Genomic DNA, 13,743 nt, shown 5'->3' with positions numbered 1-13,743 from the left:
CACTGTCAGGCACATGGATACTTCGGTAAGCGGCAGCCAGCACACACGCGCGTCTCAGTATTTTTCAGCCTATCCCGCATAGCGCCGCCAGCTTACACCCAAGATAGGGAAGCAGGGCGATCCTATGACGTCCCGTTCGTCCTGTATTTCAAGGAGTGTGGCGCATGGCAGCTAGCCCGACTGATACAGCCGATACCAGGACAGACTCTGTCCTGGACTGGCGAGCACAGTTTCGTGACGCAGCGCTTGAGGCCCTCTATCGGCGCACCATGCAGTCCCATGATGCCTGCCAGATGCGCATCGCTTTATCCGTGGTCGCCGCGCTCTTCCTCGCCTTCAGCCTCAGCGACTACAGCCTGGTCGGTTTCGACGCTCCCTTTCTGACGCTACTGGCGATGCGCTTCACGGTGGCAGCCGTCTGCCTGCTGGCGGCCTGGTCGGTTTGGAGCCGCCCGGCTCTGGCCCACCGTGCCCTGCCGGTCAACCTAGTCTGCCTGGTAGGCATCAGCGGCCTGCTGCTGACGATCCCGCTGAAGTCTGAAAGCACCGGCATTCATCTCGCCTCAATGGTAGTCGCCAGCATGGTGCTCTACCTCTTCGTACCCAACCGTCTGCCGTGGATTCTCGGGTGGAATGCCTACCTGTTCACCGGCTTTATTATCGCCACCTGGCTGTGGGTGACCGTGCCGCCGGGCATGATGGCCACGAGCCTGCTGCTGCTAGGCTTCGTCAACCTGCTTGGCTGGCTGACCCTGACCCGCCTAAGCCGCCTGCAGCGCGAGCAGTTCGCTTCCCTGCTGGAGGAGCGCGAAGCCAATCGCCAGCTGCATGTGGAGATCGCCGAGCGCACCCAGCTCGAGGAGCAGCTGCGCCAGATGGCCAGCATCGATGACCTGACCGGCATCGCCAACCGACGCCACTTCTTCGAACTGGCCGAGCGGGAGCTGCGGCGGGCACGCCGCGACGACTCGCCTCTGGCCATCTGCATGGTCGATATCGACCTGTTCAAGCGCCTCAATGACCGCCACGGCCACGCGGTGGGCGATCGCGTGCTGACCGCGGTGGCGGCCTGCTGTCAGTCGGTGCTGCGCGAAACCGACATCATCGGTCGCTACGGCGGCGAGGAGTTCGTGATCGCCCTGCCCCAAGCCAACCTGCATACCGCCAGCGCCATTGCCGAGCGGCTCCGCGACAAGGTCTCAAGGCTCTCTCTGCCGATGGTCGACGATGCGGTGCGCCTATCGGTGACCGTTGGCATTAGCCTGGTCGAGAAGGATGAGGTACGACTCGACGGCGCCTTGCAGCGGGCGGACAAGGCGCTCTACGAAGGCAAGGCCCGCGGCCGCAACTGCGTTGTAGTCTCTCGCCAGGATCCACCGCTATCGGCCGTGACCTCCTGACGACCACACCCCGCTCATTTCCACGCTTGCCGAGGCCTTCGACCCTCCGCGGTCGTTTCCGTCGCCTCTCCGGCACATGGCCCTCGGGCGCCCGGCACGATACGCTGCCGGTGATGATCCTTCGTTCCCGAGAGGCACCGACTCCATGACGCATCCCGACCCGAGGGTGCTGCTGCGCTTGCTCACCCTGCTGCGTCCCTACCGCCTGCAGCTGCTGCTGGCCGCCATCGCCCTGCTGACGGCCTCCGGAAGCGTGCTGCTGCTGGGTCAGGGGTTGCGCCTGGTGATCGACCAGGGGTTTCTCGCCGAAGACCTCGCTCAGCTCAACCAGACGCTGCTGGGAATGTTCGGCGTGGTGGCCCTGCTGGCCAGCGCCGCGGCACTTCGCTATTACCTGGTCACCTGGATTGGCGAACGGCTCGCCGCGGACCTGCGTCGCCGAGTCTTCGACCATCTGCTCGACCTCGAGCCGGGCTTCTTCGAGAGTTCGGACCACACGGATCGCGGTCCCGGCGAGATCACCTCGCGGTTGACCGCCGATACCAGCGTACTGCAGACCCTGTTCGGCTCCTCGATCTCGCTGGCGCTGCGCAACCTGGTGATGCTGCTCGGCGCGGTAGCACTGATGCTGGTGACCCAGCCGTGGCTCTCGGCCCTGGTACTGCTGGGCATTCCCGCAACGGTGTTGCCCATCCTGTGGTTCGGGCGGCGCGTGCGCCGGCTCTCCCGATCCAGCCAGGACCGGGTCGCCGAGCTGGGCCGCTACGCCGGGGAAGCGCTATCGGGCATCCGCACGGTGCAGGCCTTCAACCACGAGGCCGTCGACCGCCGCTGCTACGGCGAACGCGTCGAAGATGCCTTCGCCACGGCTGTGATCCGCACCCGCCAGCGCGCCTGGCTGACGGCGGTCGCCATGCTGGCGGTGTTCGCGGCCGTTGGCCTGATGCTGTGGCAGGGCGGGCATGCCGTGCTGGCCGGCACCATGACCGCCGGCGAGCTCTCGGCCTTCGTCTTCTATGCGGTGCTGGCCGCCGGCGCCGTGGCCACCCTGGCCGAGGTGGCAGGCGATGTGCAGCGCGCTGCCGGTGCCGCCGAGCGGCTGCTGGAGCTGCTCGATACGCGCCCCACCATTCAAGCACCGGCCACGCCGCGGACGCTGCCCAGCCCGCTGCGCGGGGAGATCCACCTGGAACAGCTGAGCTTCACCTACCCGGGGCGCGAACAGCCCGCGCTGGCGGGGCTCGACCTGCACATCCGTTCCGGGGAGCGGGTCGCACTGGTCGGCCCCTCGGGCGCCGGCAAGAGCACCCTGCTTACCCTGCTGCTGCGCTTCCACGACCCGGACACCGGTCGAATACGCCTGGACGGCATCGACCTGCGTGATCTCGACCCTCAGGCCCTGCGTGCCGTGATGGGCCTGGTGGCCCAGGAGCCGGTGCTGTTCACCGGCACCGTTGCCGAGAATCTGCGCTACGGCAAGGCCGACGCCACCTTGGACGAGCTGCGCGGCGCGGCTCGCGACGCCAACGCCCTGGACTTCGTCGAGGCGCTTCCCCTGGGGTTCGACACATCGCTGGGACCGAGCGGCGTGCAGCTCTCCGGCGGTCAACGCCAGCGCCTGGCGATCGCCCGGGCCCTGCTCAAGGACCCGCGGGTACTGCTGCTGGACGAGGCGACCAGCGCCCTGGACGCCGAGAGCGAGCGTCAAGTGCAACAGGCGCTGAACCGACTCATGGAAGCACGCACCAGCCTGGTGATCGCCCACCGCCTGGCCACGGTGATCGCCGCCGACCGCCTGCTGGTATTCGATCAGGGGCGGCTGGTGGCCACCGGCCAGCATCGCGAGCTGCTCGAGACCAGCCCGCTCTATCGCCATCTCGCTGACCTGCAGTTCGGCCAGACAGAGGTCTCACCTGCAAATGCCTGAACCGGCAACGGACGACAGGATTGGTGGAAATGCTTTCCATGCCGCATGCTATGTCCTTTCATCCATCCTGGAGACTCGCACATGACTTCCCCCCGCCTCGGTTTTATTGGTATCGGCTTGATGGGCGATCCCATGACACGGCGCCTGCTTAACGCCGGCTTCGAGGTCACCGTTTGGAATCGCTCACCGGACAAGGCCGCAGGCGTGGTGGCCGCCGGTGCACGTCAGGCCCATAGCATTGCGGAGCTGGTCGACGCCGTGGACGTGGTGATGCTGTGCCTGGCCAATACCGCCGTGGTCGAGGACGTCGTCTTCGGCGCCTACGGGGTGGCTGCCCATGGCCGCGCCGACCAGCGGCTGATCGACTTCTCCAGCAGCGACCCGTCTGCCACCCGGGACTTCGCCGCCCGGCTTGGGGAGAACTGCGGCATGTCCTGGATTGACTGCCCGGTCTCCGGAGGCGTCGCCGGCGCCGAGGCGGGCAGCCTGGCGATCATGTGCGGCGGCGAGCATACCGACCTGGAGGCGATCCGCCCGCTGCTGGCGCCCCTGGCCGCGCGGGTGACCCATATGGGCCCGGTGGGCGCCGGCCAGGTCACCAAGGTCTGCAACCAGATGATCGTCGGCTGCCAGTCGGCAGTGATCGCCGAGATGGTGGCGCTGGCGGAGGCCAGCGGCGTGGAGGCCGGCCGGCTCGCCAACGCCCTGGCCGGTGGCTTCGCCGACTCCAAGCCCTTTCAGATCCTCACCCCGCGCATGGCGGCGAGCGACTTCGCCAACCCGCCCTGGCACCTGCGTACCCTGCTCAAGGACCTGGACATGGCCGTGGCTCAGAGCCAGCGCGCCGGTAGTGCCACCCCCATGAGCGCCCTCGCCGCCCAGCTGATGCGCACCCATGCCAACCGCGGACACGCCGAGCACGACCCGGCGATTCTGGTGGAGGCGTATCGCCGTAGGCCATGACGCCGGAATGGAGGAAATGGGAGACATGACCATTTGTCCCCGCCCCACCCTTCCGTACACTTGTTTGACTTCCCCTACACGATGCTAACTGCCGAGGCATGACCATGGCTTTCGATTCGACCTCTACCTATGTGGCTACCGATGCCTTGAAGCAGGCGGTGAACGCCGCCGTGACCCTGGAGCGCCCGCTGCTGATCAAGGGCGAGCCGGGCACCGGCAAAACCCTGCTGGCCGAGGAGCTGGCGGCATCGCTCGGCACCCGGCTGCTCACCTGGCATATCAAGTCCAGTACCAAGGCGGCCCAGGGCCTCTACGAGTACGACGCGGTAAGCCGACTACGCGACTCCCAGCTGGGCGTGGAGGGCGTGGAGAACGTCGCCAACTACATCAAGCCCGGCAAGCTGTGGGAGGCTTTCACCGCCGACGAGCGCGTAGTGCTGCTGATCGACGAGATCGACAAGGCCGACATCGAATTCCCCAATGACCTGCTCCAGGAGCTGGATCGCATGGAATTCCATGTCTACGAGACCGGCGAGACCATCACCGCCAAGCATCGGCCGATCATCGTGATCACCTCCAACAACGAGAAGGAGCTGCCGGACGCCTTCCTGCGCCGCTGTTTCTTCCACTACATCGAGTTCCCCGACCGCGAGACCATGGCCGCCATCGTCGATGTCCACTTCCCCGATATTGCCCCGAAACTGGTGGGCGAAGCGCTGGAGGTATTCTTCGAACTGCGCCAGGCCCCGGGGCTGAAGAAGAAGCCCTCCACCTCGGAGCTGGTGGACTGGCTCAAGCTGCTGATGGCCGACGACCTGGCCCGGGAGGCGCTCTACCAGCGCGACCCGGTGAAGGCCATCCCACCGCTGGCCGGGGCACTCGTCAAGAACGAGCAGGATACGCAGCTCCTGGAACGCCTGGCCTTCATGCTGCGTCGTCAGGGCAACCAGAGGCGCTGAGCCATGTTCATCGGCCTGTTCGAAACGCTGAAGCGCGCCGGGGTGCCGGTGTCGCTACGCGAACTGCTCGACCTACACGCGGTGGTGGAACGCGGCGTGGTATTCGCCGACATGGAGGCCTTCTATCGGCTGGCGCGCACCGTCATGGTCAAGGATGAGCGCCACTTCGACCGCTTCGATCGCGCCTTCGCCGCCTGGTTCGAGGGGCTCGAGAACCTCGACGCCGCCATTGAGGCGCTGATTCCCGACGATTGGCTGCGCCGGGAGTTCGAGAATCAGCTCTCCGAGGAGGAGAAGGCGAAGATCGAGTCGCTGGGCGGCCTCGAGAAACTGATCGAGACCTTCAAGCAGCGGCTAGAGGAGCAGCAGGAGCGCCACGCTGGCGGCAACAAATGGATCGGTACCGGCGGCACCAGCCCCTTCGGCGCCTACGGCTACAACCCCGAGGGGATCCGCATCGGCCAGGAGGGCTCACGCCATCGCCGGGCGGTGAAGGTATGGGACGAGCGGCGCTTCCGCGACTACGATGATTCGCTGGAGCTGGGTACCCGCAATATCAAGATGGCGCTGCGCCGGCTTCGCAAGTTTGCCCGCCAGGGGGCGGCGGAAGAGTTCGACGTGGACGCCACCATCCGCGAGACCGCCCGGGACGCCGGCCTGCTCAACGTGCAGATGCGCCCGGAGCGCCATAACGCCGTTAAAGTGCTGCTGTTGCTCGACGTGGGCGGCTCCATGGACGACCACATCCGCACCTGCGAAGAGCTGTTCTCGGCGGCACGCTCGGAGTTCAAGCACCTGGAGCCCTACTACTTCCACAACTGCCTCTATGAGGGGCTGTGGCGACACAATGCCCGGCGCTTCGACGAACGCATCCCCACCCTGGACGTGCTGCACACCTACGGCGACGACTACCAGGTGGTGATCGTTGGCGACGCCGCTATGTCACCCTATGAAATCACCCACCCGGGCGGCAGCGTCGAGCACTTCAACGACGAGGCCGGCGCGGTATGGCTCAAGCGCCTTGTGGAGAAGTTCCCACGCCTGGCCTGGCTCAACCCCATGCCACCGCGGGCGTGGGAATTCACCCACTCCACTCAGCTGATCCGCCAGCTGATCGACGACCGCATGTATCCCATGACCCTGGAGGGGCTGGAGAACGCCATGCGGGTGCTGGCTCGCTGAACACTGATAGCCCTGCAGGGCGATAATGAAAAAATATAGCCCTTAAGGGTTATTTGGTTGCCAAATAGCCTTTTTCGGCTATGATGAAGTCGACCCTCCCCGGAGCGCTTGCCATGACCCAGCGAATCGCCGTGCTGACCGGAGATGTGATCGACTCTCGCAAGGTCGAGGATCGTCAGCGGCTCTATGCACTGCTGGACCAAACCCTGGCCGGGCTGTCCGCCCGGCATGGCGGACGCAGCGAACGCTTCCGCGGCGATGGTTTTCAACTGGCCCTCCCCAGGGCCGCCACCGCCATGGAGGTGGCGATCGCCCTGCGTGCGGCTCTGATCGAGAATTCCGAGGCTGACCAACGCTGGGACGCGCGCATTGCGATGGCGATCGGGCCGGCAACCTGGCCGGAGAACGGCCGGCTTGCCACGGCGGACAGCGAACCCTTCGTGCGGTCCGGCCATGAACTGGATACATTGAGCGAGGGCAGCTCGCACCTGGTGCTAGCGCTGCTCGACGAAACGGACGATGGCAGCCTGGCCTTGCTGACCCGCTACCTGGACGACATGGTGGCCAATTGGTCGCGCTACTCGGCCGAGGTGGTCAGGCTAAGCCTGGAGAGCGAGACCTCCCAGCAGGCCATGGCCGAGCGGCTCGGCATTCGCCAGCCCAGCGTACACAAGCGCCTGCGGGCGGCGCGCTGGCCGCTGCTGGCCGACACCCTGGCCCATTTCGAGGCTCGCCTGGCCACCGGAGACGAATGCCCATGACGCCCGTCGACACCGCGCCGCTCTCCCTGTTGATGGCGCTGGTATTGGCTCACCTGGTGGGCGATTTCCTGCTGCAGCCGTATCACTGGGTCGTGGACCGCGAGCGGCACAAGCAGCACTCGCGCCACCTGCTGCATCATGTGCTGGTACACGGGGCGCTGACGCTGGCGGTGCTGGCCGCCGCCAGTCTGGCCATGACCGGCACGCCGGGGCTGGCGCTGTCCCTGGCCGGGGCTCTGGCGGTGGCGGGCAGCCACTGGCTGATCGACCTGGGCAAGGCGCACCTGCCGCCTGGCAAGCTGCGCTGGTTCCTGCTCGACCAGGGGCTGCATCTGCTGGTGCTGGGCGCCCTCTGGCTGGCATGGATCGCCAGCCTGACACCGCTTGTCACGCTTGCGGCCTGGCTGACCTCGCCACCGGTGCTCGGCGTGGCGGTCGCCTATCTGGTGGTCACCCGCCCCTTCGCCTTCGCCATCGCCATGGTGATGCAGCACTGGAGCCATGAGATCGAGGACCGGGACACCCTGGCCCGGGCCGGTGCGCGTATCGGCATGCTGGAGCGGGTGGTGGTGCTTACCCTAGTGCTGCTCGACCAGCTCACCGCGGTAGGTTTCCTGCTGGCGGCGAAGTCGGTGCTGCGCTACGGCGACCTGCGCGAATCCCGGGATCGCAAGCTCACCGAGTATGTACTGCTGGGCACCCTGATCAGCGTGGCCTCGACCCTGATCCTGGGCCTGACCCTCAGACTGCTGATACTGGACACGATGGGCTGACCTGCCCCAGCCTCCGTTGCGCGGGCACGCCCTGGTACCAAGCTCAGGCGCCGGAGACCACACCAGGCAGGTAGTGGATGACGTCATGAAAACGCAGGGGCCCCTCGCCCAGGTTGCGCATCACATGATGGCGGTCGGCATGGAAGCGCAGCCCCGCCCCTGGGGCCAGGCGCTGCTCCTCTTCGCCTTCCAGGGTCAGCCCCAGGGTGCCTTCCACCACCACAATATGCTCCACCACCCCTCGGGCATGGGGCGACGACTCGCTCACCGCCCCCGGGGCCAGCTCGATCTCGAACATCTCGAAGCCCAGCAAGGGGTCGAAGGGAAACAGCACCCGAGCCTGCATGCCCACGGCGTCGCGCCCCCAGCGGGTCTCCCCCGCCGGCCCCTCCTCGGCATCGGTTCCCGGCGGGGCGAACAGCGACGAAAAGGAGACCGAGAAGCCGCTGGCGATCTTCCAGAGCGTCGATACCGTGGGGCTCGACTCGCCCCGCTCGATCTGTCCCAGCATCGCCTTGCTGACCCCGGTGGCCCGGGCCGCGCGGTCGAGGCTCCAGCCCCGCGCCTTGCGCAGGCCGCGCAGCCGGGTGGCGATATGATTGGCGATCTCCTGCATCAGAGCCTCCAGTGAGATGCATTCCCATTGTGCGCTATGACGCACAATGCTAGAGTGCCGGCATTGTACGCTATAACGCACAACCCGGGGAGATCCCCCGCGCCAGGAGACATCGGCCATGCCACCACAGACCCACGCACTCGAGACATCGCGCCGCTCGCTGTGGCGCGACCTCAGCCCCTCCACCGTCACCGCCGGCCTGGTGGCAGTGCTGGTGGGCTATGGCAGCTCGGCGGTGATCATCTTCCAAGCCGCCGAGGCGGCGGGCGCCAGCCAGGCAGAGATCGGCTCCTGGCTCTGGGCGCTGGGCATCGGCATGGGCCTCACCTCCCTGGGCCTGTCGTTGCGCTACCGCATGCCGGTACTCACCGCCTGGTCGACCCCCGGGGCCGCCCTGCTGGCCACCAGCCTGCCCGGCGTGCCCATGGAGGAGGCCATTGGCGCCTTTCTCTTCTCGGCGGCGCTGATCACCCTGTGCGGCGTCACCGGCCTGTTCGGCGCCCTGGTCAAGCGCATTCCCCCGGCCCTGGCCGCGGCGATGCTGGCCGGGGTGCTGCTGCGCTTCGGCATCGACCTCTTCGCCACCTTCGAGACCCAGTGGCGACTGCCCATGGCCATGCTGATCGCCTATGCCCTGGGCCGGCGTTTCCTGCCCCGCTACGCCATCGTGCTGGTGCTGCTCACCGGGGTGGCGGTCACCGCCGCCCAGGGGCAGCTGCAACTGGGTGGCATCGCCCTAGCCCCGACCTTGCCGGTCTTCACGGCGCCAAGTTTTTCGCTCTCGACCCTGATCGGCGTGGGCATCCCGCTCTTCGTGGTGACCATGGCCACCCAGAACCTGCCAGGCATCACGGTGCTGCGGGCCGCCGGCTACCCGGCCCCCAGCTCGCCGCTGGTCGGCTGGACCGGGGCCACCACCCTGGTGCTGGCGCCCTTCGGGGGCTTCGCCCTCAACCTGGCGGCGATCAGCGCCGCGGTCTGCATGGGCCGCGAGGCCCACGAGGACCCGGCCCGGCGCTATACCGCCGGGGTCGCCGCCGGCTCCGGCTACCTGGTGCTGGGGGTCTTCGGCGCCACCGTCACCGCCCTGTTCGCCGCCTTTCCCGCCGAGTTGGTGATGGCCCTGGCCGGCCTGGCCCTGCTGGGCACCATCGGCAACGGCCTGGCCGGCGCCATGGCACAGCCCGAGCAGCGCGACGCCGCCCTGGTCACCTGCCTTTTCACCGCCTCCGGCGTCACCCTGCTGGGCATCGGCGCGGCCTTCTGGGGCCTGGTGGCCGGCCTGGCCATGCTGGGGTTGAACGCCTGGCGACGCTAAGACCTAGTCTCGCGTCGCGGGAGAATTGGCGATGACACCGGTGGTTGCTAAGGTTCAGGACTTTCACCGCCCGGGGAGAGGCGATATGACTACGCTCACCTTGACCACCCGCCGGGGAACGGCCATCGCCCCCCATCTGGAGGCGCTAGCCGGACTCCGCATTCGAGTATTCCGCGACTTTCCCTACCTCTACGATGGCGACCCGGCCTATGAAGCCACCTATCTGGGTCGCTACGCCGAGAACCCGGCCAGCCTCTTCGTGCTGGCTTTCGACGGCGAGACCCTGGTGGGAGCCGCCACCGGCCAGCCCCTGGCCGATGAGGTAGCGGAATTCCGCGCCCCCTTCGCTGCGGCTGGCATCGCCCCGGAAACGGTCTTCTACTACGGCGAGTCGGTGCTGCTGCCCGAGTTTCGGGGCCGGGGCATCGGCAAAGCCTTCATGGCCGAGCGGGTGGCCCATGCGCGGGACAACGGCTTCGCCTTCGCTGCCTTCTGCGCCGTGGAACGCCCCGAGGACCACCCCCGCCGGCCCGCCGACTATGAGCCGCTGCACGGTTTCTGGCGCTCCCGGGGTAGAAGCGCCACCCAGAGCTCGCCACCACCTTCGCTTGGAAGGATCTCGGCGAGGCCAGCGAGAGTGACAAGCCCATGGTCTTCTGGCTCAAGGAAGTGACCCCATGACGCTCTTGGCGGCCGGCATGGTGACCGACAACGGGCGGCGGAGCGGGAATGGCTGGGGTTACAGGACGTCGTCCCCGGGCAAGGCTTCCCCTGCCAGGCGGTCGGCGTCATCAATGCCCGCCATGCGCACCATCGCCAGTGCCTCGTCGAGGCTATCGACCGCGGCCACCTGGAGCGCCTCGCTATCGAGGTCCACCGGCTTGCCCGTCTGCTCGCTGAGCAGTTGCTCAAGGGTCGCCACGTCCATGCCATCATCGAGCCGCAAGGTATCCACCTGAGCCCGGGTGTGGCCGCTGGGCAGGTAAAGGGTACCGCTGGAGAAGTCGATGGCGTAGGCGACCACACCGGGCACGATAAAGAACAGCAGGCCAACGCCATCGGCGATGGCCATCGCCGGGTCGCTGTGTCCGCTCACCCGCCCCTTGCCTTCAGGTTGGACAGCCGCACCGCAGGCCACCAGCATACTGATCGAGGCACCTACCACCAGGGGGCGCAAGGCGCGGTGAAACCAGGGCATACTGGCTGAGCTCATGACAAAGAGGTCTCCGTTGGGTCAAGGGTCCTGGAGCGGCGCGTCCGGTACCGAGGGGACGAAATCGTCAAAGCGTATCACAGCCCGAGTTCATACGAGCGTTTTCCCGTTCCACGCGTCTTGGTTTCCAGGCGCGTTTTGCCGCCGCTACTGCTTGGCCGTACAATGCCTCAACCGCGGCCACCCCAGGCCACACCCGATGTCAGATCGCGAGGAATTGCCGGAGCCATGCGCGCCACTCAACTGTTGATCGCCACCCTCAAGGAAACGCCCGCCGATGCCGAAGTGATCAGCCACCAGCTGATGCTGCGCGCCGGCATGATCCGTCGCCTCACCTCAGGTCTCTACACCTGGCTGCCGGTTGGCCTGCGCACGCTGCGCAAGGTGGAGCGGATCGTGCGGGAGGAGATGGACCGCGCCGGCGCCCAGGAAGTCTTGATGCCAGCCGTTCAGCCCGCGGAGCTATGGCAGGAGTCGGGACGCTGGGAGCAGTATGGCCCGGAGCTGCTGCGTCTCAAGGATCGCCACCAGCGCGACTACTGTGTGGGGCCGACCCATGAAGAGGTGATCACCGATCTGATGCGCCGCGAGCTGGCCAGCTACAAGCAGTTGCCGGCCAACTTCTACCAGATCCAGACCAAGTTTCGCGACGAGATCCGCCCCCGCTTCGGGGTGATGCGCGCCCGCGAGTTCATCATGAAGGACGCCTACTCCTTCCACCTGGACCAGGCCTCCCTGAAGGAGACCTACCAGGCGATGTATGACGCCTACTCGCGCATCTTCACTCGCCTGGGCCTGGACTTCCGTCCGGTGCTCGCCGATACCGGCGCCATCGGCGGCGACAACTCCCACGAGTTCCATGTGCTGGCGAAGTCCGGCGAGGACGATATCGCCTTCTCCAGCGAGTCCGACTACGCCGCCAACGTCGAGAAGGCCGAGGCCCTGCCGGCGCCGCTGGGGACCACCCCCGAACGCCCCGCTCCCAGCGAGGAGCTGCGCTTGGTCGATACGCCAGACGCCAAGACCATCGCCGCCCTGGTGGAACAGCACGGCCTCCCCATCGAGAAGACCATCAAGACGCTGATGGTGCACGGCAACGAGGGCGGCCTGGTGGCACTGCTGGTGCGCGGCGACCACGAACTCAACACCGTCAAGGCCGAGCACCTGCCCGAGGTGGCCTCGCCGCTGGTCATGGCCACGGAAGAGGAGATTCGTGGTGCGGTGGGCGCCGGCCCCGGCTCCCTGGGCCCGGTGGGGCTCGATATGCCGATCGTCATCGACCGCAGCGTGGCACTGATGAGCGACTTCGGCGCCGGCGCCAACGTCGACGGTAAGCACTACTTCGGCATCAACTGGGAGCGCGACACGACGCTCCCCAAGGTCGCCGACCTGCGCAACGTGGTGGAAGGCGACCCCTCGCCCGATGGCCAGGGCACCCTCTCCATCCGGCGCGGCATCGAGGTGGGCCACGTTTTCCAACTGGGCACGAAATATTCGGAAGCGATGAATGCCACGGTCCTCGACGACAGCGGCAAGGGCACCCACCCCTGGATGGGCTGCTACGGTATCGGGGTGACCCGGGTCGTCGCCGCTGCCATCGAGCAAAACCATGACGCTGCCGGCATCATCTGGCCCGACACCATCGCCCCCTTCGAGATCGCGCTGGTGCCGATGAATGCCCACAAGTCGCAGCGGGTGCGCGAAGCGTCTGAAACGCTCTACCAGTCGCTCAGCGCCGCCGGCTTCGACGTGCTGCTGGACGACCGCGACCTGCGCCCGGGCGTCAAGTTTGCCGATCAGGAGCTGATGGGCATTCCCCACCGCCTGGTGATCGGCGATCGCGGCCTGGACAAGGGCGAGCTGGAGTACAAGGGACGTCGTGACAGTGATGCCACCATCGGTGCCGGCCGAGCGCATTCAGGACTTCCTGGCCGAAGCGCTGGGCCGCTAGCCGAGGCGTCGCCGCGCTCGCGGCGGCCCTCTGGCTGACCCCACAGGCCGGCGCTCAGGACGACGGGGAGAAGATTGCTGGCGCGCTGCCGGCCTCGCTCCCCCACCGACCCGAGCGCGCGGCAGGTCCGTGATGCCCCCGCATCCCTGCGCCGAACCCTGGACGAGCTGCACGGCGCCCGCCTGCCGGCCGCCGAGATCTGGGCCGCCCGCCAGTGGATGAACGACATGGCCCCTAGCCTGGCGCGCTTCGTCGATGACCAGGCGCTGCGCGACGCCCTGCTGCACCGCATCTATCACGAGGCGCGACTCGCCGGGCTGCCGCCGGAGGTTGTACTGGCGGTGATCGAGGTGGAGAGCGCCTTTCGCCCCGACGCCGTCTCTTCCGCCGGTGCGGTGGGGCTGATGCAGATCATGCCGTTCTGGATCCGCGAGCTGGGGCGGCCCGCCGACGAGCTCCAGGATCCCTGGCTGAACCTGCGCTATGGCACCACCATCCTCGCCCACTACCTGACGGTAGAGCGCGGCGACCTGACCCGAGCGCTGGCCCGCTACAACGGTAGCCTGGGCCAGACCTGGTATCCGGAACGCGTGATGCGCGCCTGGACCCGGCACTGGCGGGCACCGACTAGCAGCCTGTCGGATTCGACCGATCGTCGCGAAGTAGCCGATCAGCGTTAA

At 67.1% G+C, this 13,743-nt stretch carries 12 protein-coding genes and 1 pseudogene; 11 read left to right on the top strand and 2 right to left on the bottom strand.

Annotated features, from left to right (window positions below; all coding sequences use genetic code 11):
* Positions 1-269: 269 nt before the first annotated feature.
* The 7 genes from ACSJDS_RS09710 (at position 270) to ACSJDS_RS09680 (ending at position 7,965) form a co-directional block, all read left to right on the top strand.
* Positions 270-1,400, top strand: coding sequence for a GGDEF domain-containing protein (locus tag ACSJDS_RS09710; protein ID WP_473033080.1), 1,131 nt, complete (start codon positions 270-272; stop codon positions 1,398-1,400).
* Between the two features lie 145 nt (positions 1,401-1,545).
* On the top strand, positions 1,546-3,327 hold the full coding sequence (locus ACSJDS_RS09705) for an ABC transporter transmembrane domain-containing protein (RefSeq protein WP_473033079.1): 1,782 nt from the start codon (positions 1,546-1,548) through the stop codon (positions 3,325-3,327).
* 81 nt (positions 3,328-3,408) lie between these two features.
* On the top strand, positions 3,409-4,290 hold the full coding sequence (locus ACSJDS_RS09700) for an NAD(P)-dependent oxidoreductase (RefSeq protein ID WP_473033078.1): 882 nt from the start codon (positions 3,409-3,411) through the stop codon (positions 4,288-4,290).
* A gap of 104 nt (positions 4,291-4,394) precedes the next feature.
* Complete coding sequence (locus ACSJDS_RS09695) at positions 4,395-5,249, top strand: AAA family ATPase (RefSeq protein ID WP_473033077.1); 855 nt, start codon at positions 4,395-4,397, stop codon at positions 5,247-5,249.
* A gap of 3 nt (positions 5,250-5,252) precedes the next feature.
* Positions 5,253-6,431, top strand: a complete 1,179-nt coding sequence (locus ACSJDS_RS09690; protein ID WP_473033076.1) for a vWA domain-containing protein — start codon at positions 5,253-5,255, stop codon at positions 6,429-6,431.
* Positions 6,432-6,544: 113 nt separating this feature from the next.
* The gene (locus ACSJDS_RS09685) at positions 6,545-7,192 is read left to right on the top strand and encodes a hypothetical protein (protein WP_473033075.1); all 648 of its coding nucleotides are present in this window, start codon (positions 6,545-6,547) and stop codon (positions 7,190-7,192) included.
* The gene (locus tag ACSJDS_RS09680; protein WP_473033074.1) at positions 7,189-7,965 is read left to right on the top strand and encodes a DUF3307 domain-containing protein; all 777 of its coding nucleotides are present in this window, start codon (positions 7,189-7,191) and stop codon (positions 7,963-7,965) included. The genes ACSJDS_RS09685 and ACSJDS_RS09680 overlap by 4 nt, the downstream gene beginning before the upstream one ends.
* Positions 7,966-8,008: 43 nt before the next feature.
* Here the strand turns inward: ACSJDS_RS09680 and ACSJDS_RS09675 are convergent, their stop codons facing one another.
* Positions 8,009-8,581 carry a helix-turn-helix domain-containing protein gene (locus ACSJDS_RS09675; RefSeq protein WP_473033073.1) on the bottom strand — a complete coding sequence of 191 codons (573 nt, stop codon included), beginning with the start codon at positions 8,579-8,581 and terminating at the stop codon, positions 8,009-8,011.
* 118 nt (positions 8,582-8,699) lie between these two features.
* Here ACSJDS_RS09675 and ACSJDS_RS09670 point away from each other — a divergent pair, with 118 nt between their 5' ends.
* Together ACSJDS_RS09670 and ACSJDS_RS09665 are read left to right on the top strand one after the other, a co-directional pair.
* Positions 8,700-9,899, top strand: a complete 1,200-nt coding sequence (locus tag ACSJDS_RS09670; RefSeq protein WP_473033072.1) for a benzoate/H(+) symporter BenE family transporter — start codon at positions 8,700-8,702, stop codon at positions 9,897-9,899.
* Positions 9,900-9,984: 85 nt separating this feature from the next.
* On the top strand, positions 9,985-10,572 hold the full coding sequence (locus ACSJDS_RS09665) for a GNAT family N-acetyltransferase (protein ID WP_473033071.1): 588 nt from the start codon (positions 9,985-9,987) through the stop codon (positions 10,570-10,572).
* A 66-nt stretch (positions 10,573-10,638) separates the two neighbouring features.
* Here the strand turns inward: ACSJDS_RS09665 and ACSJDS_RS09660 are convergent, their stop codons facing one another.
* Positions 10,639-11,112, bottom strand: coding sequence for a hypothetical protein (locus ACSJDS_RS09660; RefSeq protein ID WP_473033070.1), 474 nt, complete (start codon positions 11,110-11,112; stop codon positions 10,639-10,641).
* A gap of 228 nt (positions 11,113-11,340) precedes the next feature.
* On the opposite strand from ACSJDS_RS09660, the pseudogene ACSJDS_RS09655 reads away from it, so the two are divergent.
* A pseudogene (locus tag ACSJDS_RS09655) lies at positions 11,341-13,063 on the top strand (proline--tRNA ligase).
* A 74-nt stretch (positions 13,064-13,137) separates the two neighbouring features.
* Positions 13,138-13,743, top strand: a complete 606-nt coding sequence (locus tag ACSJDS_RS09650; protein ID WP_473033069.1) for a lytic transglycosylase domain-containing protein — start codon at positions 13,138-13,140, stop codon at positions 13,741-13,743.

Source organism: Halomonas sp. SL18_1 (assembly GCF_055755715.1).
Note: the sequence above shows the minus strand (reverse complement) of the source record. Positions and strands in the feature narration are given on the sequence as shown.

Coding starts and splice junctions, on each gene's coding strand:
- ACSJDS_RS09710 (WP_473033080.1), top strand. CDS start 270: ATGCAGTCCCATGATGCCTGCCAGATGCGCATCGCTTTATCCGTGGTC.
- ACSJDS_RS09705 (WP_473033079.1), top strand. CDS start 1,546: ATGACGCATCCCGACCCGAGGGTGCTGCTGCGCTTGCTCACCCTGCTG.
- ACSJDS_RS09700 (WP_473033078.1), top strand. CDS start 3,409: ATGACTTCCCCCCGCCTCGGTTTTATTGGTATCGGCTTGATGGGCGAT.
- ACSJDS_RS09695 (WP_473033077.1), top strand. CDS start 4,395: ATGGCTTTCGATTCGACCTCTACCTATGTGGCTACCGATGCCTTGAAG.
- ACSJDS_RS09690 (WP_473033076.1), top strand. CDS start 5,253: ATGTTCATCGGCCTGTTCGAAACGCTGAAGCGCGCCGGGGTGCCGGTG.
- ACSJDS_RS09685 (WP_473033075.1), top strand. CDS start 6,545: ATGACCCAGCGAATCGCCGTGCTGACCGGAGATGTGATCGACTCTCGC.
- ACSJDS_RS09680 (WP_473033074.1), top strand. CDS start 7,189: ATGACGCCCGTCGACACCGCGCCGCTCTCCCTGTTGATGGCGCTGGTA.
- ACSJDS_RS09675 (WP_473033073.1), bottom strand. CDS start 8,581: ATGCAGGAGATCGCCAATCATATCGCCACCCGGCTGCGCGGCCTGCGC.
- ACSJDS_RS09670 (WP_473033072.1), top strand. CDS start 8,700: ATGCCACCACAGACCCACGCACTCGAGACATCGCGCCGCTCGCTGTGG.
- ACSJDS_RS09665 (WP_473033071.1), top strand. CDS start 9,985: ATGACTACGCTCACCTTGACCACCCGCCGGGGAACGGCCATCGCCCCC.
- ACSJDS_RS09660 (WP_473033070.1), bottom strand. CDS start 11,112: ATGAGCTCAGCCAGTATGCCCTGGTTTCACCGCGCCTTGCGCCCCCTG.